Source organism: Mesorhizobium sp. ORS 3428, from assembly GCF_001854785.1.
Taxonomy (GTDB): domain Bacteria; phylum Pseudomonadota; class Alphaproteobacteria; order Rhizobiales; family Rhizobiaceae; genus Mesorhizobium.
In genome coordinates this window covers 87377-108052 of record NZ_MDFL01000112.1, presented here as the reverse complement: position 1 = coordinate 108052, position 20676 = coordinate 87377, and the positions used below count along the sequence as shown (strand labels likewise).

Annotated in this window: 14 protein-coding genes and 1 tRNA gene; 11 read left to right on the top strand and 4 right to left on the bottom strand. The window is 63.2% G+C overall.

Annotated features, from left to right (window positions below):
• Positions 1 to 81: 81 nt before the first annotated feature.
• From ORS3428_RS12315 to ORS3428_RS12295, 5 genes are all read left to right on the top strand, one after another.
• Positions 82 to 1032 carry a DMT family transporter gene (locus tag ORS3428_RS12315; RefSeq protein ID WP_071097940.1) on the top strand — a complete coding sequence of 317 codons (951 nt, stop codon included), beginning with the start codon at positions 82 to 84 and terminating at the stop codon, positions 1030 to 1032.
• 339 nt (positions 1033 to 1371) lie between these two features.
• On the top strand, positions 1372 to 2469 hold the full coding sequence (locus ORS3428_RS12310; RefSeq protein ID WP_071097938.1) for a polyamine ABC transporter substrate-binding protein: 1098 nt from the start codon (positions 1372 to 1374) through the stop codon (positions 2467 to 2469).
• A gap of 78 nt (positions 2470 to 2547) precedes the next feature.
• On the top strand, positions 2548 to 3687 hold the full coding sequence (locus ORS3428_RS12305) for an ABC transporter ATP-binding protein (RefSeq protein ID WP_071097936.1): 1140 nt from the start codon (positions 2548 to 2550) through the stop codon (positions 3685 to 3687).
• Positions 3688 to 3696: 9 nt separating this feature from the next.
• On the top strand, positions 3697 to 4662 hold the full coding sequence (locus ORS3428_RS12300) for an ABC transporter permease subunit (RefSeq protein WP_071097934.1): 966 nt from the start codon (positions 3697 to 3699) through the stop codon (positions 4660 to 4662).
• Positions 4659 to 5477, top strand: coding sequence for an ABC transporter permease (locus tag ORS3428_RS12295; RefSeq protein ID WP_071097932.1), 819 nt, complete (start codon positions 4659 to 4661; stop codon positions 5475 to 5477). The genes ORS3428_RS12300 and ORS3428_RS12295 overlap by 4 nt, the downstream gene beginning before the upstream one ends.
• Positions 5478 to 5555: 78 nt before the next feature.
• On the opposite strand, the gene ORS3428_RS12290 is transcribed toward ORS3428_RS12295, so the two are convergent.
• Positions 5556 to 7436: an AsmA family protein gene (locus ORS3428_RS12290; protein ID WP_071097930.1), complete on the bottom strand. Its 1881-nt coding sequence runs from the start codon at positions 7434 to 7436 to the stop codon at positions 5556 to 5558.
• A gap of 263 nt (positions 7437 to 7699) precedes the next feature.
• Between ORS3428_RS12290 and ORS3428_RS12285 the strand changes: the two genes are divergently transcribed.
• Entirely contained in the window at positions 7700 to 9658 is a 1959-nt protein-coding gene (locus tag ORS3428_RS12285) for an acetoacetate--CoA ligase (protein WP_071097927.1), read from the top strand.
• A gap of 283 nt (positions 9659 to 9941) precedes the next feature.
• Here the strand turns inward: ORS3428_RS12285 and ORS3428_RS12280 are convergent, their stop codons facing one another.
• The gene (locus ORS3428_RS12280; RefSeq protein ID WP_071097925.1) at positions 9942 to 13703 is read right to left on the bottom strand and encodes a PAS domain S-box protein; all 3762 of its coding nucleotides are present in this window, start codon (positions 13701 to 13703) and stop codon (positions 9942 to 9944) included.
• A gap of 246 nt (positions 13704 to 13949) precedes the next feature.
• Between ORS3428_RS12280 and ORS3428_RS12275 the strand changes: the two genes are divergently transcribed.
• The 3 genes from ORS3428_RS12275 (at position 13950) to ORS3428_RS12265 (ending at position 16220) form a co-directional block, all read left to right on the top strand.
• Positions 13950 to 14408, top strand: a complete 459-nt coding sequence (locus tag ORS3428_RS12275) for a phasin (protein WP_071097922.1) — start codon at positions 13950 to 13952, stop codon at positions 14406 to 14408.
• 354 nt (positions 14409 to 14762) lie between these two features.
• A tRNA-His gene (locus ORS3428_RS12270) sits at positions 14763 to 14839 on the top strand.
• A 619-nt stretch (positions 14840 to 15458) separates the two neighbouring features.
• Complete coding sequence (locus ORS3428_RS12265) at positions 15459 to 16220, top strand: response regulator transcription factor (RefSeq protein WP_071097920.1); 762 nt, start codon at positions 15459 to 15461, stop codon at positions 16218 to 16220.
• A gap of 58 nt (positions 16221 to 16278) precedes the next feature.
• On the opposite strand, the gene ORS3428_RS33025 is transcribed toward ORS3428_RS12265, so the two are convergent.
• Positions 16279 to 17274 carry a hypothetical protein gene (locus ORS3428_RS33025; protein WP_210185691.1) on the bottom strand — a complete coding sequence of 332 codons (996 nt, stop codon included), beginning with the start codon at positions 17272 to 17274 and terminating at the stop codon, positions 16279 to 16281.
• An 818-nt stretch (positions 17275 to 18092) separates the two neighbouring features.
• Here ORS3428_RS33025 and ORS3428_RS12255 point away from each other — a divergent pair.
• The gene (locus ORS3428_RS12255) at positions 18093 to 18683 is read left to right on the top strand and encodes a sugar transferase (RefSeq protein ID WP_071097915.1); all 591 of its coding nucleotides are present in this window, start codon (positions 18093 to 18095) and stop codon (positions 18681 to 18683) included.
• Between the two features lie 60 nt (positions 18684 to 18743).
• Here the strand turns inward: ORS3428_RS12255 and ORS3428_RS33020 are convergent, their stop codons facing one another.
• Positions 18744 to 19175 (bottom strand): hypothetical protein, encoded by a 432-nt coding sequence (locus ORS3428_RS33020; RefSeq protein WP_131802889.1) that lies wholly within the window; start codon positions 19173 to 19175, stop codon positions 18744 to 18746.
• Positions 19176 to 19369: 194 nt separating this feature from the next.
• Here ORS3428_RS33020 and ORS3428_RS12245 point away from each other — a divergent pair, with 194 nt between their 5' ends.
• Complete coding sequence (locus ORS3428_RS12245; protein WP_071097910.1) at positions 19370 to 20665, top strand: O-antigen ligase family protein; 1296 nt, start codon at positions 19370 to 19372, stop codon at positions 20663 to 20665.
• The last annotated feature ends 11 nt before the right edge of the window (positions 20666 to 20676 follow it).

Genomic DNA, 20676 nt, shown 5'->3' with positions numbered 1-20676 from the left:
CGCCTTTGCGCTAGGCGAATGCGAATTGTGTTGTCGTCCCCGGCGCATCCTGTTGCCGGCAACTCGCCGACAGTCGTGTCCATGTCCGGTACCGCTTCGCCCCGCATCGCCCTACCTGCCATCTCMCCGCGCGAGGAGCGGATCGGCATGCTGCTGGTCTTCCTGTCGGCGCTGATGTGGAGCTTCGGCGGCACCATCGCCCGCTTCATCCATGTCGCAGACAGCTGGACCGTGGTGTTCTGGCGCTCGCTTTGGGCGGTGGCTTTCCTCATCGCCTTCATGCTCTGGCGCGATGGCTGGCGTGGCACGTTGAAGCTCTTCCGCGACATGGGCCTGCCCGGCCTTGGCGTCGCCTTCTGCTTTGCCACCGCCTCGACCAGCTTCGTCGTGGCGCTCGCTTACACGACGGTCGCGAACATCCTGCTGATGCAGGCCGGCGTGCCGCTTCTCGCGGCCTTGCTCGCCTGGCTGCTGTTCCGCGAACGGGTGCGCCTGGCGACCTGGGTCGCCATTGCGGCCGTCATCACCGGCGTCGCCATCATGGTTTCCGAATCCCTCGGCGGCGCAGTCTCGCCGATCGGCGACGGGCTGGCGCTGCTGATCGCGGTTATGTTTTCGGTCGCGACCGTCATCACTCGGCGTTTTGCCCATGTGCGCATGGTGCCGGCCACTTGCCTCGGAGCCTTGCTTGCCGGCGCGTTCGCCGCATCGCAGGCGTCTCAGTTCGCCGTTTCCGGCCGCGACATGGCCTTCCTTTTTGCCTTCGGCGTCGTCAATCTCGGCGTCGGCCTCGCCTTCTTCGCCATGGGGGCGCGCCTTGTGCCGGCCGCCGTCGCGGCGCTGCTTGGTACTTTCGAGCCGATCCTCGGCCCGATCTGGGTCTGGCTTGTCCATTCCGAAGTGCCGTCGCTGCGTACCATCATCGGCGGCGCGGTCGTGGTCACCGCGCTGYTTGTCCATATCGCATTTGAATTCAAGCGGCAGACGCGCCCCGAGCGGCCGGGCATCACCGGCCTGCCGTCTCCCAATTGAACTCAGGAGTCTTCCCCATTGACAACCGTATCGCGGGGCGGGCAGGCTGCGATTACGGCAACAACAAGACAGGCGTATCTTGCCAAGTGTCTCCGCCGGCCTCACCGGGACCGGACTGCAAAATCATACATCTGCTTACGCCGCGGCGAATGCCGCTGACGCCGCTCCGATACCTTCCCGGAGGAGGGACGAGGGCTGCAACCGCAATCCAACGATCCGGCGCGGCGCCAGCCTGTCGCGCTTGTCGCCCTCCGGAAAGCTCAATAATCTGAACCAAGTGCCGCCCTGCGCTCACGCCGCGACAGGCCGGCAGGGGAACACTCACCAAAGGAGAACAGCATGATCCGCAAAGCGCTCTGGCTTTCGGCAACTTCGATATTTCTGACGCTTTTCACCGTAGGCGGCCACGCCGAGGATCACGTCGTCAACGTCTATAACTGGTCGGACTATATCGACAGCTCGATCATCGAAGACTTCACCAAGAAAACCGGCATCAAGGTCGTCTACGACACTTTCGATTCCAACGAGATCCTGGAGACGAAGCTGCTCGCTGGCGGCAGCGGCTACGACGTCGTCGTGCCGAGYGCCAACTTCCTGGCCCGCCAGATCCAGGCCGGCGTGTTCCAGAAGCTCGACAAGTCGAAGCTGCCGAACATTTCCAACATGTGGGATGTCATCTCGGAGCGCACCGYCAAATACGATCCGGGCAACGAATACTCGGTCAACTATATGTGGGGCACCGTCGGTCTCGGGTATAACGTCAAGAAGGTGCAGGCAGCCCTCGGCACCGACAAGATCGACAGCTGGGACGTGTTCTTCAATCCGGACAGCCTGGCCAAGCTGAAGGATTGYGGCGTCTATGTGCTGGATTCGCCCGCCGACATCATTCCGGCGGCGCTGAAATATCTCGGCCTCGATCCCAACAGCACCTCGCCCGACGACATCGCCAAGGCCGAGGAAGCGCTGCTGAAGGTCCGGCCCTATATCCGCAAGTTCCATTCCTCCGAATACATCAACGCGCTCGCCAACGGCGACATCTGCCTGGCGGTCGGCTGGTCGGGCGACGTGTTCCAGRCCCGCAATCGCGCCCAGGAAGCCAAGCAGGGCGTCGAGATCGGCTATTCGGTGYCGAAGGAAGGCGCCCAGATGTGGTTCGATCAGATGGCAATCCCTGCCGATGCTCAACACGTCGCGGAGGCGCATGAGTTCATCAACTACCTGATGACGCCCGAAGTCATCGCCAAGTCATCGAACTACGTGCTCTACGCCAACGGCAACAAGGCCTCCCAGCAATTCGTCGACAAGGCGATCCTGGAAGACACTTCGGTCTATCCCGACGCGGAAACGACCAAGAAGCTCTATACCGTTCAGCCATACGATCCCAAGACCCAGCGCATCATCACGCGCACCTGGACCAAGATCGTAACCGGCCAATAAGCAGTTGGACGCGACCCCGGCAGCCAACTGCCGGGGTCGCTTTCCATTTGGGGCATCGAACAAAACCGGAGTGGGGACATGAAATCGCTTGGCAGCATCCGCAGGGATTTCGCGCCATGGAATGATCCGAAAGCCAAGCCATATATCCAGTTCGACAAGGTGACCAAAAGGTTCGGCGACTTCACCGCGGTCAACAATCTGTCGCTTACCATCTTCGAGCGTGAGTTCTTCGCGCTGCTTGGCGCCTCAGGCTGCGGCAAGTCGACCTTGCTCCGGATGCTTGCCGGCTTCGAGGAGCCGACGGCCGGCCRCATTCTACTCGACGGCCAGGACATGCGCGGCATCCCGCCGTACAAGCGGCCAGTGAACATGATGTTCCAGTCCTATGCGTTGTTTCCGCATATGACGGTGGAGAAGAACATCGCCTTCGGTCTCAAGCAGGAAGGCATGCCTGCCCCCGATATCGAGAAGCGCGTCGCCGAGATGCTGAGGCTGGTCAAGCTCGAGCAGTTCGCCAAGCGCAAGCCGCACCAGCTTTCCGGCGGCCAGCGCCAGCGCGTGGCGCTGGCCCGCTCGGTCGCCAAACGGCCGAAGGTGCTTCTCCTGGACGAGCCGCTCGGCGCGCTCGACAAGAAGCTGCGCGAGGAGACGCAGTTCGAACTGATGGACCTGCAGCAGGAACTCGGCCTCACCTTCGTGGTCGTCACCCACGACCAGGAAGAGGCGATGACCATGGCCGACCGCATTGCCATCATGGACAAGGGCGAGGTGATGCAGGTCGCGACACCCGCGGAAATCTATGAGGCTCCGACCTCGCGCTTCGTGGCGCATTTCGTCGGCAATGTGAACATGTTCGAGGGCAAGGTAGCCGAGCGCACGGYCAGCACGACGCGCATCACCGGCGCGACCGGCGCTCAGATCGTGGTCGACAATGGCGGCGATGCCGCCAAGGGCGCCGACATCGTCTTCGCGATCCGGCCGGAGAAGATCAAGGTCTCGTCCAAGAAACCGGCAGATGCGGTCAACGCGCTTGAAGGCGAGGTCTACGATGTTGCCTATCTCGGCGACATGACTGTCTACCACATCAAGCTGGATGACGGCCAGATCGTGCGGGCAAGCGCGTTGAACGCCGCGCGCATCAGCGAGGATCCGCTCACCTGGAACGACCGCGCCTGGGTTTCCTTCCGGCCGGACGCCGGCGTCGTCCTGACCAGGTAGGAAGAGGTCATGACCAACATCGCCGCCACTGCTTCTCCGTCGGCCGAAACCGCAGCCGCTTTGCCGACAAGGATGGCGAAGGGGTTCGTCAACCGGCTCGTCATCATCGTCCCATATCTCTGGCTGCTGTTCTTCTTCCTTGTCCCGTTCGCCATCGTGTTCAAGATCTCGCTGTCGCAGACGGCGATCTCGATGCCGCCCTACACGCCTGTGCTCGATTTCAGCGATGGCATTTCCGGATTTTTCGCCGGGTTCCGAGAACTCAACTTCGACAACTACACCTGGCTCACCCAGGACGCCCTCTACTTCAACGCCTATGTAACGAGCCTGATCATCGCGGCGGTCTCGACGGTGCTGACGCTGATCGTCGGCTATCCGATCGCCTATGGCATGGCGCGCGCACCGGCAACGGTGCGCCCGACCTTGCTGATGCTGGTGATCCTCCCGTTCTGGACCTCGTTCCTGATCCGCGTCTATGCCTGGATCGGCATTCTCAAGCCCGAAGGGCTGCTCAACCAGGTGCTTTTGTCGCTGCACCTCATCAGTGAGCCGCTGGTCATCCTCAACACCTACACCGCGATCTTCATCGGCATCGTCTACTCCTACCTGCCCTTCATGGTGCTGCCGCTCTATTCGTCGCTGGAGAAGATGGATTATTCGCTGATCGAGGCGGCACAGGATCTCGGCTGCCCGCCGATCGGCGCCTTCTGGAAGATCACCTTTCCGCTGTCGCTGCCGGGCGTGATCRCCGGCTGCCTGCTGGTCTTCATCCCCGCCGTCGGCGAGTTCGTCATTCCCGACCTTCTCGGCGGCTCACAGACGTTGATGATCGGCAAGACGCTGTGGAACGAGTTCTTCGCCAACCGCGACTGGCCGGTGWCGTCGGCCGTAGCGGTCATCCTGCTCTTGGTGCTGACCGTTCCGATCATGTTCTTCCAGCAGGCTCAGGCGCGCGCCCAGGAGCAAGGCAAATGAGCACCACCTGGAGCCGCTTCAACATCACCTCGGTCGTGCTTGGCTTTGCCTTCCTGTATCTGCCGATCGTGCTGCTCATCGTCTTTTCCTTCAACGAGTCGAAGCTCGTCACCGTCTGGGGCGGCTTCTCGACCAAATGGTACGTGTCGCTGCTCCACAATCAGGGCCTGATGGACGCCACCTGGGTGACGGCGCGCGTCGGCGTCATCTCGGCCACCGCCGCAACAGTGCTTGGCACGCTGGCGGCGATCACCTTGACCCGCTACACGCGCTTCAGGGGCAGGGTGCTGTTTTCCGGCATGGTCTTTGCGCCGCTGGTCATGCCGGAGGTCATCACCGGCCTGTCGCTGCTTCTGCTGTTCGTGGCCGTTGGGCTCGACCGCGGCTTCTTCACAGTCACGCTTGCGCACACCACCTTCACCATGTGCTTCGTGGCGGTCGTCGTTCAGTCGCGCCTGGTCTCCTTCGACCGCTCTCTGGAGGAAGCCGCCATGGACCTTGGCGCGCCCCCCGTGAAAACCTTCTTCCAGATCACCTTGCCTGTCATCCTGCCGGCCATCGTCTCCGRCTGGATGCTGGCATTCACGCTCTCGCTCGACGACCTCGTCATCGCCAGCTTCACCTCCGGCCCGGGCGCCACGACGCTGCCGATGAAGATCTACAGCCAGGTGCGCCTCGGCGTGACGCCCGAGATCAACGCCGCCTGCACCATCCTGATTGCTGTTGTCGCCATCGGCGTCATCATCGCCTCGATCGCCAACAAGCGCCGCGAGGTCCAGCGCCAGCGCGATGAGCAGGCCGCCCAGCGCGCGTAAGCAACTAGGGACGGGCGCGACTTGCGCCTCGTGCTTCTTGCCGTTCCGGACGGAAGCGGACGACTTCCTGGAATTGCGCTATTGGCCCGACACGCCGCGGCTGATYGGCGAGATGAACGGCGTGCTCCAGTTGCCGCCGACGAAGAACAGCGACTGGTTCGGGCCCGGGGGAGCCGGATTGGGCGCCTTGCCGTTGTTGGCCAGCGGCTGTTGCGCTGGCTGTCCGTTGGGGATGATGCCGCCGGAGAGCGCGAGTCCGCGCCCGGCATAGGAGGCGATGCCCGAAAGCCAGATCTTGTACTTCTGCGCATTGACCTCGGCCTTGTCCAGCCGCGCCACGCCTTTCGAGATGCTCGCCTTGATCTCGGCGCCGTCGATCGGCAGCGAGCCGTTGGCGACGTCGTCGAGCGCGAAGAATCCGCCCTGTTCGTTGCGCTTGAGGAAGGCAGGCAGGTTGAGCCCGTTGAGTGCGCCTGGCCCTAACGTCGCCGAGAAGGATCCGTCGGCACTCTCGAAGATGGAGTCCCAGGCCTTGCCTGGTCCCTTCAGAATGACCGAGACGGTACCGGTGCCGGCAGGCACCAGCCGTTTCATCCCCGCCGCGGTGGCGAAGGCGCCGGTGTCCACATCCGATGCCAGCAGCCTCAGCTCGACCTGGGTTCCGTCCGGCTTGCGGTCGAAGCGCAGGCTGCTCTGGATGTTGCCGTTAAAGGCGGACGCATCGGAGATATCGAAAACGGCAAGCCCGTTCTTGACCTGCGCAGTGGCTGCGACGTCGGCAAGCTGTATGGGGCCGGCTGTGGCGTGTGCCGCCGACAGCCTGAGGTCGAGATTGATCTTGTCTGCGAAGCTGGTGTCGATATCGCCAGGCCCCGCTTCGCCGGTGGGGACGATCGGCGTGAAGGCGGACAAGAGCGATCGAAGATCGAGCGTGTCGAARGCTAGCGTGCCGGAAATCACCGGCATCGCCTCGCTGAGCGAGAGGTCCAGCGCCCCCATGCCCGGGTTGTTGTCGAGCGCCACCGTCRTGTTCTCGAATTTCGCCCGTCCCGCCGAGGCCGTCACCTTGCTCGCCACCGAGACGGAGCCGATCGCGGCGCCGGGCGCGATGCCGGCCTGCGACCATTCAAGCAGGCGTCTCAGCGACGGCGCGGCGAACTTCGCCTGGCCATCCAGATAGGCGTTCTCCGCCATGGAGGCGACGCCGTCGAAGGAGAGGGTGGCGGGCGCCGCCTTGAAGGCGAGCGAGACGGGCGCGACCCCTCCGGCAAACAGCACCAGCGGCCGGGCCGACGAAAAATCGACCTGGACGCTTTCGCCGCGCCAAATACCGGTCGCCGTCAGCGTGGCCTCGCTGTTCATGGCCGCCCAGTTCACCTGGCCGGAAAGGCTGCTCAGGATCTCCGTGTCCTTGCCGCCTGCCGAAGCCACGATGCGGCCGTCGCGGAACTCGACGATGCCGAACGGATCGGCAGGTAGTCTGCCGAGATCGGGCTTCTGCGGGTTGGCAGTGACCACGCCGCGCGCCGTGTCGATCGAGCGCGTGATGCGGCCGCCCGTCGGAAGCGGAGGCAGATAGAAGCCGCTCGCCGTGCGCTCGACCCTGATGGTCGGCCGCACAAGCCTTGCCGTTGAGAACGCGACGTCACCCTGCAGGGCAGCCATGGCCGAGAGGTCGACCTCGACGCGCTCGGCTTCGATCACCGGCGGCGCGTCGGTTTCGGTCCATTGCGACAGCGTCACATCGCTGAGGATTRCCCGGAACTTCGGCCACACCTCGATGCGCGGCGAACCGTCGATTGTGACCCTGAAGCCGCTCCAGGCGCTCAGTTCCCAGGCGATGCGGTCGCGTACGATGCGGGTCGAAGCAATCAGCGGCAGGGCGGCGACGGCCAGTGYGATGACCAGCACCGCGACGCCGATCACCCATACCCCCCGCCGGATCAAAGATGATGGCATGTCGCCCTGTATGCTTCCATTGYCGACAAATCGCCCGACGGGTGTAACCGAGCGCCGACGCTTTTCAAGTCTTTATGGCCCCGCGATGGCATTTGCGCCGCATCTCCATTGGTCATTCCAACAAAATCTTGCTCTGCTGCGCTGCGGTATGCATAAGCGATAAACCCGTCCGGCCCGCAAACGCCACGCCGGTTTTGGGACAACGACGTCGGCGGCATCAGGCTTAACTGCCGCAATCGCGACGCGCTTTGGGAGGAACGATCATGGCCGCCGACACACCCTTGTGGACGCCGACGCAGGACCGGATCGCCTCCGCGCCGATGACCGCCTTCATGAAGGCCGCGGCGGCGAAGACCGGGGAGGCCATTTCCAGCTACGCGGAACTGCATCGCTGGTCGATCGACGATCGCGAGGCGTTCTGGAGCCTGGTCTGGGATTTCTGCGGGCTTGTCGGCGACAAGGGCGAACGGGCTCTGGTCGACGGTGAGAAGATGCCGGGCGCCGCCTTCTTCCCCGACGCAAAGCTCAATTTCGCCGAGAACCTTCTGAAGAAGACCGGCGGCGGCCTGGCCATCGTCTTCCGTGGCGAGGACAAGGTCGAGCGCCGGCTCACCTGGAACGAGCTCCATGCGCTCACCTCGCGCTTGCAGCAGTTCTTCCTGTCGCTCGGCGTCAAGCCGGGCGATCGCATCGCCGCCATGATGCCCAACATGCCGGAGACGGTGGCCGCCATGCTGGCCGCCGCCTCGATCGGCGCGGTCTGGTCCTCCTGCTCGCCCGATTTCGGCGAACAGGGGGTGCTCGACCGTTTCGGCCAGATCGAGCCGGTCGTCTTCATCGCGCCCGACGRCTACTGGTACAACGGCAAGGCGATCGAGGTCGCCGACAAGGTCCGCGCGGTGGCCGCGAAGCTGGCAACCGTGCGCAAGGTGCTGATCGTCGACTATCTCGGCACGTCCGCCGATGTCGCCGCCACCATCGAAAAGGCGGCGGCGCTGGAGGAAGCGCTTTCACCCTTCGCCGTCAAGGCGCTGAGTTTCGAGCGGCTGCCGTTTTCGCACCCGCTCTATATACTGTTCTCCTCCGGCACGACCGGGATTCCAAAGTGCATCGTGCACTCGGCCGGCGGCACGCTCATCCAGCACGTCAAGGAACAGCGGCTGCATGCCGGCCTGCTCGACGGCGACCGCTTCTTCTACTTCACCACCTGCGGCTGGATGATGTGGAACTGGCTCGTCTCGGGCCTCGCCTCGGGCGCGACCCTGCTGCTCTATGACGGCTCGCCCTTCTATCCCGAYGGCAATGCGCTGTTCGATTTCGCCGACGCCGAGAAGGTGACCTATTTCGGCACCTCGGCGAAATTCATCGATTCCGTGCGCAAGGCAGGGCTGAAGCCGATCAAGAGCCACGATCTCGAGACCGTGCGCACCATCTCGTCCACCGGCTCGCCGCTTTCGCCGGAGGATTTCCGCTTCGTCTATGACGGCATCAAGAAGGACGTGCATCTGGCCTCGATTTCCGGCGGCACCGACATCGTCTCCTGCTTCGTGCTGGGGGTGCCGACCGAGCCGGTGTGGACCGGAGAAATCCAGGGGCCGGGCCTGGGGCTCGCCGTCGACGTGTGGGACGACGATGGCAGGCCGGTCCGGCAGGAAAAGGGCGAGCTGGTCTGCACCAGGGCGTTCCCGTCGATGCCGATCGGCTTCTGGAACGACCCTGAAGGCAAGAAATACCACGCGGCCTATTTCGAGCGATTCGACAATGTCTGGTGCCATGGCGACTTCGCCGAATGGACGGCCCATGGCGGCATGATCATCCACGGCCGCTCCGACGCCACGCTCAATCCTGGCGGCGTCCGGATCGGCACCGCCGAAATCTACAACCAGGTCGAGCAGATGCCGGAAATCCTGGAGGCGCTCTGCATCGRCCAGGATTTCGACAATGACGTGCGTGTGGTGCTGTTCGTGCGGCTGGCCGCTGGCGCGAGCTTGGACGAGGATCTGGAAAAGCGCATTCGCGCCAGGATCCGCACCGGCGCCAGCCCGCGCCATGTTCCGGCCAAGATCATTGCCGTCGCCGACATCCCGCRCACCAAATCGGGCAAGATCACCGAACTCGCCGTGCGCGACGTCGTCCACGGCCGCGCCATCAAGAACAAGGAGGCGCTCGCCAATCCCGAAGCGCTGGAGCTGTTCAAGAACCTGCCGCAGCTGGCTGATTAGTTCGTCGACGCGAGTGCGACTAACGGCGCTGCGCTATGGTGAACAAATTCTCTCTGTCCGATTTACCTAGATTTCATGAGTGGTACACATTCGTAAATTTTTTCGCCCCCAGGTAAGAACTTGTTAAGGGACGGCGACGATAGTCGCGTGTAACTTGAGGGAGAAATCCCGTTCCTCGTCTCCTGAGGATCAGATTCGCTCAAGCCCCGTAGTGACAGCAATTCCTAAGGCGTCCAATGGACGCCTTTTCTTTTTCGGGGCGATCCGAAAATCCGAAACGCGATTATTCGGCCAGCACGCGCGTCGAGGGGAAGGCGACCTCGACCAGCGTGCCTTCGCCGGGCGTCGAGGTGATGGTGAAGCGGGCGCGGTTCGCCTCCACCATAGCCTTGGTCAGCGGCAGGCCGAGGCCGGTCCCGTCGCCGCGGCCGCGCTTCAGCGCATTGAGCTGCTTGAACGGCTTCAACGCCTGCTCGATCTCGGCCTGCGTCATGCCGATGCCGGTATCGCGCACGCGCATCGCAACATCGCCGGAGGCTTCGTAGGCGGTGGACACGATCACCTGGCCGCCGGCCTGCGTGTAACGGATGGCGTTCGAAAGGATGTTGAGCGCGATCTGGCGCACGCTTCTCAAGTCGGCCACCACTTCCGGCAGCCGGGAGGCGAAGCTCGAGCGGATGATGACGCGCTCGCGGTTGGCTTGCGGCTGCATCATCGCCACCGTTTCGGCCAGCGTGTCGTTGAGCGACACTGCCTCATAGGCCATCTCCTGCTGGCCGGCCTCGATCTTGGAAATGTCGAGGAGGTCGTTGACGAGGTCGAGCACGTGATTGCCGGACCGGTTGATGTCGCGCAGATAGTCGCGGTAGCGGTCGTTGGCGACCGGGCCGAACTTCTCGTCCACCATCAGTTCGGAAAAGCCGATGATGGCGTTGAGCGGCGTGCGGATCTCATGGCTGATTCGGGCGAGGAAATCCGTCTTCTGCGAAGAGGCGCGCTCGGCCACCGCGCGCGCCTGGGTGAGGTCCTCCTCGGCCCGCTTCCACTGCGTGATGTCGCGCACGACGGCGCAGAAGCCGCTGTCGTTGGGCAGCCTGCCGATGGTCATGAACAGCGGGATGAAGCGCCCCTGCGCCTCGCGGCCGATCACCTCGCGCCCATCGTTGAGCAGGCTGGCGACGCCCGGCTCGGAAAGGCCGGCCAGATAGTCGCGCGCCGCACGCTGGCTCTCGATGGCGAACAGCGAGGCAAAGGGCTTGCCGGCGATCTCGTCGCTGTCGAAGCCGAACAGGGCTTCGGCCGGACGGCTGATCGAGCGGATATTGCCGTCGCGGCCGATCAGCACCACGCCGTCGGTTGCGGTGTCGATGATGGTGCGCATTTCGGCGATGCGCGATTTCAGTTCGGAAACGTCCGGCTGCGGGCTCGCCGCATCATTCGCCGCGCTGAGGTGCGCCATCGGCGCTTCGTCCTCACCGGAGCGGCGCACCACCAGCATCAGCGCCTTGCCGCCGCGCCACGGCACGGAACGCAGGAGCGCATCGATCGGGAATTCCTCGCCCTGGCGGGTTCTGAGCCTCAGCGAACGGTCGCTTTCGTCAGCCTCGCCATCGTGGGCGTAGGGGTCGGCGAAGAGCGCGCCCAGCCCGCCTGCATAGGTGAGGTCGTCTACCGCGTCATAGCCGGTGAGCTCGAGGAACGCGTCGTTGGCGTAATGCAGCACATCGCCGGAATGGATGAGCAGCGGCACCGGGAGCCGGGCGAGGATCGACGTGTCGGGCGCCCGCACATCCTCGCCGGTGGAGAAAGCCGACGGCACGAAGCCTTCCAGCTTGAGCGGCGGCACCTTGAGGCGCGGCCGTTCCGGTGACGCTTTCGCTTCGCCGGTCTGTTCAGTGTGGGGCAGGGCGCTGTCGGAACCGGCCCAATCCTCGCTGTCTTCAGCATCGCGAAAATCGTCGGCGGTCATGCCGTCGCCGTCGGAGGCTGCCGCCTCGGCGCGGGCCGGCTGGCCAGACGTCGGCTTGGCTTGCTTTTCCGTCTCTGCGGTTTCGCGGGTCTCCGCCGCTTCCTCCGCTTCGYCGGCAGATTTGCCGCGCCCGGCATAGTTGAGCAGCGAACGCGAGGCGGGCGGCGCTTTGYCCTCACCAGCGGCTGCCTCGGGAGCTTCTTCGGCGCTGTCGAGGCGAGCCAGATCCTTCCGATCTTCCGCCTCGGTTTCCGCCTCAGCCTTCTCGACGGCCTCGGCCTCGGATCGCCCTTCAGTCCCGGCGATGTCGGCGGCGGGCGGTTCGGCCGGGCCGGCACTGTCCTTTCTCAATCGCTCGCCGATCTCGCGAAAGGCGCTACGCTCGAGGATCGACAGGCCCTTCTCGCTTCCTGGCCTGTCACTTGCTGGCTTGTCGGTTCCCGGCTGCTTGTCATTGGCCGGCTGCCGATGCTCGGCCAGGCGGATCACCTTGTCGGCATAGCGCCGCTCGGGCTTCGGCACGATGGTCAGCGCCGGCACCTCGCCCCGGAACGGGTCGGCCGGCTTCGGTGGCTCGGCCGCCGGTTGCTGGGCGGCAGGTTCGGATTGCGCCGGCGCCGCGCCATTGGGCACGAGCGCCATGCCGAGCGCTTCCGGGTCGACAACGGCGTCGGCGCTGCGCGCGACGCCGAAACCGCGGAAACCTTCGAAGACGCGGTTGCGGTCGTAGACCGGCAGCGCTGCGAGATCGACGGGGATTTTCAGGTCCGTGCCCGCCACCGGCCAAAGCACCGATCGCCCGGACCAGGTGTCGCGCCGCTCGAGCAGGGCGGCGATCTCGCCCGATGCGTCGAGACCGAAAGTCGTGGCGACATCCTTGAAGCGGCGGCCGATCACGTCCGCGGCCGGCTTGCCGACGAGGTCGGCGAATTCCGGCGACAGCGCGCTGAACTTGCCCTCGGCGTCGGTGCGCCAGACGAAACGCAGCGGCGGCGCCGAGCGGTCGATACTGCGAGACGGCTGTGTCGGCGCCGCTGCCCCAGCCTGCTGGCTTTCGTCCGCGCCATCCGACGCTTCGGCCCGCGCCGGCGCCTTCTGTTCAAGCCGCCTTGCATCGTCGCCGCCGGCGTTGAAATACCAGTGGTCGTGCTGCGCGAGCCGCGCATCGTCAGCCGGTCTGCCCGCCTGGGCGCTGTCCGGCGCTTGGGGGGCGGCCGCCGGGGTGCCTTCTGCCGGCCGGGCGCTGCGCGCAGGCGGAGTCGTGTCCGCCTTGTCGCGCGCTCTCGCCACCGGAGGCGTGGTGTCGTGCTCTCGGACGGGCTCGGCTTCGGCGGCCGCGCTCTTGTCCTCGGGGACGGCGGGCGGGCTTTCCGGCGCCGCAATTTGGTCATCGCCGCCAGGCTGCTGGCGGTCGAGCAGGTCCTCGTCGATCACCACCAGAAGATGGCGCGCATCGGTGAGCCGCGCAAAGCCGGCCGGATAGGAGGTGCCTGCGCCCGGCACAAGGCGCTTGACGACGCGGTCTCCCGCGCTTGCCACATCCGCGACCAGGGCAGCCAGGGTCTCCGGCTTGATGCCGAGCGCCGCAAAGCCTTCGGACGCGGCTTCGACGCGACCTTGGGCATCGACGAAGGCGATGAAATGCCCGGCCTCGGTGATGCCGCCGATGGCCCGGCTGGCGATTTCGGCCGCGCTGCGCGAACCCGTCTGCGCCGCCGGCACAGCCAGCATGATCGCCTTCTCGCCGTCCGGCATCCGCACCGCGCTGGCGAGCAGGCCGACGGCGCGGCTCACCATGCCGGTCGCAAGCCTGACGGTGACGGCGCGGTCGCTGCCGATTTCCGGAAAGCCGCTGGTCGCCATGATCTGCCGCCTGGCGATCACCGGCAGCCGCGCCGAGGCGCCGATGATGGCCTCGATATCCGGATAGCCAAACATGGCCGCGCCAGGCCCGTTAGCCCAGATCACCTGCTCGAGGTCGGCCGACAAGATGGCGAGCGCRTCGCCAGCGGCAAAGCGCTGGCGCACCGCGTCGAGCACGGCGACATCGAGGAAGGAGTAGTTTTCAGGCGGCATGCGCTGGCGAACCCTCCGGCAGCGGGTATCTCGGTTAACGCTTTGTTAATAAAAGCGTACAAGGCGAAGGTCCACAAGCCATCCCGTGTATCGGCTGAAATCTCTGGGCTCGTGGTTAACGGTCGGGCGATTTTTATGGTGCGCTGCAACAAGGATGTTGCAATGCACAAAATTTGCCTTTATATTGCCATCATACATGAACGAGACGGCTTTCTGTCAAAGCCGCTACCCAGAAAAGGTTGGAAAATGTCCAAGACCAAGACCACTGAGACCATCGAGAACGTGGAATTCCCGAGCTTCGACGCCTCCAAGGCCACCGACCAGATCCGCGCCTTCGCCGAGAAGGGCGTTGAGCAGTCGAAAGAGGCCTATGCCAAGCTGAAGACCGGCGCCGAGGAGACTCAGAAGGTCCTGGARTCGACCTACGAGACCGCCAAGACCGTTTCCGGCGATCTGTCGCTCAAGACCATCGCCATTCTGCGCGCCAATGCCGAGGCTAGCTTCTCGCATCTCGAAGCCCTGGTCGGCGCCAAGACGCTCTCCGAGGTCGTCGAACTGCAGACCGCCTTCCTGCGCAAGCGCGTCGAGATGGCCATCGAACAGGCCAAGGACTTCCAGACGGTTGCTTCCAAGGCTGTCGAGGACGTCTCCAAGCCGGTCAAGACCGCTTTCGAAAAGGCGATGAAGGACGCCAAGGCGGCCTGATACGCACCGCCAAAGCTGCATCAAAACGTCGCATTTTGTCAGACAAATAGATGTGCGATGAATTGAGCAGATGAATACCCGGAGGGTGAAACCTCCTCCCTTCGCTCTCCGGGGTGACCAGCCAGCTCCTCCTCCCGCTGGCTTGTAACAGGAAAAGGCCGGCTCCTCCTCCCGCCGGCCTTTTCTTTGTTTGGCGTTCTTTTGTGCGGCGAAAGCCGGTGCCGGTTCGCTGAACCGATCTTTGCCTTATCAAAGGCCTTGAATTAGACTCTGTTAGCCCGTATGGGACGCATCGCCGACGATAGAGCCGGACGCGAAGAATGATTTCTTCTCGGATTGCGCTCAAGCGGATGTGCCGTTGTAGCTCAGTTGGTTAGAGCACCAGATTGTGGATCTGGGGGTCGCTGGTTCGAGCCCAGCCAACGGTACCATCACCTTCTCCGTTAAGCGCTGGTGCCGGGTTTCCAGCCTGGGACGGCTGAGTTCTTGCTTTTTCCACTGTCTGCGTCGACGCCACGATTGCCGGTCGAGACTTGTTGCCGGACCGTAACTGCGGGACCGGAGACACGCCCGACGGCGGTGATCTGGTCGAACCGGACGAGTGCGTCTTGTGAGGGGCTGGGCCGATTGCGTCAGCGGCAACAATGCCGCGTTTTGCGGCCCGCGCCGGGCTGCCTCTGATCGCGGCACCCGAGTTCTTCTTTTGGGCGAAAATCGACTGGATGCAATTTTAAGCTGCAGTACTTTTGGACTAAATTAGCCACCTAAGATATAATTAGCAAATTGTTAACCCGGATTAATGCGCGTTTTCCACAGCGTCGTAGGATGAATTTAGGTAGGTCGGGGGGGCTGCCTCAAATTGAGCGGAGTGCCATGTACGCCGTGCGTTGGATCGGCGTTCATGCCACTTGTGTATCATCTGGTGAAACGGACAGGGCTGATAAGGCCTTGGATGGGGCATTCTGTTGACAACTGAAGGGCTTTGCCGGGAAGCGAAGCCAGAAAAGGACCGACAAAAAGCAGAATGGGTGGCGGAGAGGAGTAAGTAGCATGGGGTACTCTCGAATTCCCGAACTTTGGAACGACACGACAGCAGCAGTGCATAATGGGTATCTGCCGGATGGTAGTGGGCTCGGCAGTCCCAGTCTCGAAGAAGAAGTGCATGCAACCGACGGCCTCGTCGTAATTATCGACAAGCGGGCACTTGAGCGGGAATGTCTCGCTCGGGGCCTCACAGAACAYAATCCCACCTTCCGTGTCCGGGCGGTGGGCTCGCTGGATGAACTCCGGCACTTCACCGACGCGACGGAACCATCCGCTTTCCTTGTGATCCTGGGCGCCAGGAAAGTTACCGAACAGAGCGTTCGGGCGGAACTCTTGCATTTCGTCGCCGAGGTTGGCGCGGTACCGGTGATCGTGGTGGCCGACTCCGATGAACCGGGAGAGATTCTGGCGGCTCTTGAATGCGGCGCTCGCGGTTACATTCCCACAAGCGTGACCGTGAGGGTTGCGGCCGAGGCCACCGGTCTCGCCCGTGCCGGGGGTATCTTCGTACCCGCCAGCTGTTTGCTGGCGCTTCGCGAGGTTATCCATGCGACCACCAACAGCGCCCGCCCGCTCACTGGCATGTTCACCGCACGCGAGGCCGCGGTGGTAGAGGCGCTGCGGAAGGGCAAGGCGAACAAGATAATCGCCTACGAGCTCAACCTGTGTGAGAGCACGGTCAAGGTCCATATCCGAAACATAATGAAGAAGCTGAAGGCCACGAACCGTACCGAGGTGGCGTACAAGCTGAGAGAGATGATGCTTTGAGGGTCGTCTTGCCGGTCTGATGGCCTGATCTTCAGAGGTTAGACCTCCCCGGCGGACCCTATTCCTGAAACGGCGGCGCGTCGGCAAATGGTCCGGCGCGCCCCCCGTCGGCCGTTCCGGCCGTCACGATGAACCCAACGCTGTCCCGCCCGAGCTCGGCGCCGCGATACGCGGCCTCGGCAGCCTTCAGGCCGCCGGTCAGCTTGCGGATCGTCGGAGCCGCGCCCAGCACCTCGAGCGGCAGGCCCAGTTGACCGCGGGCCGGCCGCTTCGGCGGCCACACCCTGAGGCCGAAATAATGGGCGGCGGAGCGATCGATCTCGCCGCTGAATTGCACCAGCAGCGCGTTGCGCGAGATCTCGGAAATGCGGCCAAGGCAGTTGATATCCATTGGCGGCCTGTCCGCAGGCCGCATCGCGACAACAATCACGTCCCATTTGTTGCTCGGCAGAAGCATCGGATGCGCAAACACGCCCACCCGCGCTCCGCGTTTGCGGAGCGCGTTCTCGATGACCGGTCCGCAGGGCGTATCGCAGACAATTGCAATCGCTGCGCCGCTCTGATCGATGCCGGCGTCGTCGAGCAGGATGCAGCATAGCCGCGCGAACTCGGGCAACAGGCCGATGGCGGGGTGGCTGAGATTGGGCGCCGCTACTTTGATGCCGGCGTCGTCGCAGCCGTCGAAGTCCACGACGCCTGGCCGCAGCTCCCACGGTTCRGCCATGAGCGAAATTACCGCRTGGGAGGGCAGGAGTTCGACCAGCGACCGCGAAATCGGGCCGACCTGAGGACAGTTCGCAAGGAGGTCGACGTTCTGCCATTTGCGGCTGTCGATTCTGTTCGTCACTTCCACGCGGTCGGATACTTTTGCCTGCCTGGCGAATGCCAGCGTGGCATGGCCTTCTGCCGCCAGYTCGGGAGGCCGCTGGGAGTCTCGGGTAAGCGCGATGACGCGACCGRCATTGGCCAGCGCTGCGGCTGTCGCGGCTGTTGCCTGGTATCCCGTGGCGGCGCCAACCACCACGGTGAGGCCGGAGAGATCGAGATCGAGCAAGGCTATTTGCTTGCGCACGATGGCAAGCGCTTCCTCTCGATCGATCTCGGGAACGGGGCGGGGAGCCGGCACTGCTGGGACCTTAAATGATGACGGCATTGCGGTGTGCGTCACGTTGCGCGCTCTCCACGATCAGGCTGGCCGGCAACAGCTCTTCCGCTGTAACCCTCATCTCGCGGAATCTCGATTGGGCGCGAAATGCGCATGCATTCTGCACTGCACCCATCGACCGCCTTTGCCGGCTTGCGCATTTTCGGCGTGGGTCCGGATTTCCCCAATTGTCTCGGCTATGGCCTGTATTTGGTATGGCGCTTTTCGACTGGCCCCCAAGACGGATCCAGTTCCAATGTCTCATTCAGCAATTCATTGYCCAGCGTAGGGTCGAATTCGCTCGGACTTCTACCACGGCAATCGGATGCGCCCGATACGTCGTTTGGGTCGAAAGACTTAGCYCGACCTCTCCAGCCTGGCGTGATTATCTCCGAATGAATGGGAGTGCCRGGCCGGCTACCGCTATTGCGCTGGCATGTAGGATCGGGCCCGCGCCACGGTCCGAACCGACGGCAAGGGAGATAGGACCAGTTGAAATAACGCTAAGGGGGTAATCATCGGCAGCCGGCGCGCTACCTCCTTTGCGGCTCTTGTCCGGGATCACCCGTCGCTGTGAAGTTGGCCAGGAACTGCACTCCRATCTGCACTCCACTCCAATGGCACTCCTCGGCAAACCCGTGACAATCAGTGCGCTTGACACAAATTCCCATAGGCCCGGCCTTCGCGTCGGTCGCAACCAAAATCCACTGGGAGGGCGTCCCAAAAGGATGATGGACGTCACGGTTGCACTGATCGCGCTTGTCCTGGCTTCCCCGGTCATGCTGGTGATTGCCCTGTTGGTTCGGCTGGCCGATGGCGGGCCGGCGATATTCTCCCACACCCGGGTAGGTTTCGACGGCAAGCCCTTCGCCTGCTACAAGTTCAGGACCATGGTGCCCAACTCCCGGCAGGTTCTGATCGACCATCTTGCGAACAATCCCGAGGCCGCCAGGGAGTGGGAACAGAACTGGAAGCTCAAGCACGACCCGCGTGTCACGTTCCTGGGGCATATCCTCAGGAAGTCGAGCCTGGATGAGCTGCCGCAGCTGATCAACGTGCTGCGCGGAGATATGAGTTGCGTCGGTCCAAGACCGGTCGTTCCCGACGAACTGCAACGTTACGGTGTCTGCGCGGCCGATTATCTTAAAGCCCGGCCGGGCGTGACCGGCCTATGGCAGGTGACGGGCAGGGACGCAATGGACTATGCCAGTCGTGTCGCCATCGACAGCCGCTATGTGCGGAACTGGTCCATTTGGACCGATATCGTCATTCTCGGCCGGACAGTCTTTGCCGTGATGAAATTCGACCGGGCTTCCTGACCTCGGGCCTCCTGATCCAGGCATGTCGCACAGAACGGATTCAGGCGACGAACCTCTAGGTCACCGCTTGCGGGTCACGCCGCGTCGCCATGTGAGGCCGACGAAGAGGCCGATCAGATAGGCGCACTGCAGCGTTACAACGAGGAGCAGGATCGAAAGCAGGCGATGTCGATCAAACAAGCCGRCTCCGACCACGACGACCACTGCGGTCGCCGCGATGAGCGCAGGCGCGCGAGCGCGACATCCCAGCAGGATGCCGGTCACGCCAGCTGCGACAAGGCTCCAAAGCACGGCGATCTCCGATGGTGGAATCAGTTTGCTGCTTGCCTTGAATCTCCCACGTCCGAGAGACCGCACCAACACCGGCTGCATGCCTTTGCCCGCCCTTTTTGGGGCACCTGTGCTTTGACCACCCGCGTCGCCGGAGATTGCCAGGCACCCATCGCACGAAAGGCGTAAGGCGCCATGTCCCAATGCCACCTTTTCGCTCATTTTCTTATCCGTCGGCCGAGCCTACGCTGTGTATTGAATAGGTATGCGGAGTATTTCACCCGCCGTGCGGCAGCATGCCTTGATTTCTCTTGCGCAACTGCGCCGAACGCCTGTTTCCCGGCCGTATCCAGCCCTCTCATTGTCCGCCAAAGCAGGAAGTGGCCGCCCTTGGCGGCACAGTCCGTGACCATCCCATGCTGCAAGCAACCATTCTTTTGCTGATTGTGTCGATATGGTTCCCTGGCGCCACACGGATCGGCGGGACCGATGGCACGCTTTCCTTCATGTTGGCTCTGTTCTGCGCCACGGTAAGCGTGACCACCTATGGCGAAATGGCAAAACGCCTTCAGCGGACTGAAGCGACCCTGGCGGCCTCCGTCCTGGCGACGTCCGCCCTCATCATCGTCTTTTCGCTGCTGTCGATGCTCTACACGGATAACCCGATCAGGACGCTCCGCACGGCGTTTGCGCATATATTCGGCTTTGCCATCATCCCGGCGGTCGCGGCGATTTCCACCAGGCAGAAGGGTTCCGAGGCGGTCGACAGGATCGTGACGGCGATGATCATCATGAGCGTCGTAACGTCCTGCCTTGTGACGGTCGGTATCGGCGGCGCCAAATTCGCTGATCGGGCCGAAGGCTATTTCAAGCAATCGAACCAACTCGGAATTGCATTGTCGGCCAGTCTGCCGCTGCTCGCCGCGAAGCTGATTGCCTTCCGCAGACGACCAATTCTCCGGCTTCTCCTCACAGGCTGTCTCGTGGCGCTGCTCCTGGGTTTGGTGAAGTCGGGTTCAAAGACAAACTTCGTACTCGGCGTTGCAGGRCTTGGGACTTTCTTCGGGCTGTACAGTGTATATCTGGCGATAAGGAAGCAGGGGTCAGTTGCAGTAATCGCCGGAACAGTTATGGCTCCGATAATACTCGAGGTCAGCATCTTGGCGCTGCAGCACCTCAATCCGCGGGCATACGCCCTGCTGTCGCTTCAAGCTTCCGGCGGTGAGGCGCATTCGGTGGTCTCGCGACAGCGACTATGGGCGATGTCGATCGATCTGGGCCTGCAGCATCCCTTCCTCGGGGTAGGGGCGGGGCAGCCGATAGGCGATATCGCGCCCCACAGCCATAATCTGTTCATCGAATACTTCAGAACGCTGGGGGTGCCCGGTCTCGCGCTGATAACGATCCTCTTCCTGCTCGTCACGGCGTATCTGGTCGGCGGCGTTCTTCGCACATTGAGAGYGGTCGGCGACGACACGAGCGAGTCCGCGACGAGCACGAATGTGATGGTGCTCGGTACATCGGTGTCCGTATGGAATTACCTCGTCGCAAATCAGATGAGCGATTCCTTCGGTCCATCGACCTCACCGTTCTTCTGGCTGCCATTGGCATTGCTCATGTTCTACCGCGGCAATCAGCGACTGCCGCAGGCCGTGCGCGCCGAGAAGACAACGCGCTATCGAGGCGCGGCGTGGCCGGCATACGAACGCTAGCGCATGACCCG

What these genes read in the sequence shown, in the direction of transcription:
- ORS3428_RS12255 (WP_071097915.1), top strand. Translation starts at nt 18,093, where the DNA reads ATGATGGACGTCACGGTTGCACTGATCGCGCTTGTCCTGGCTTCCCCG.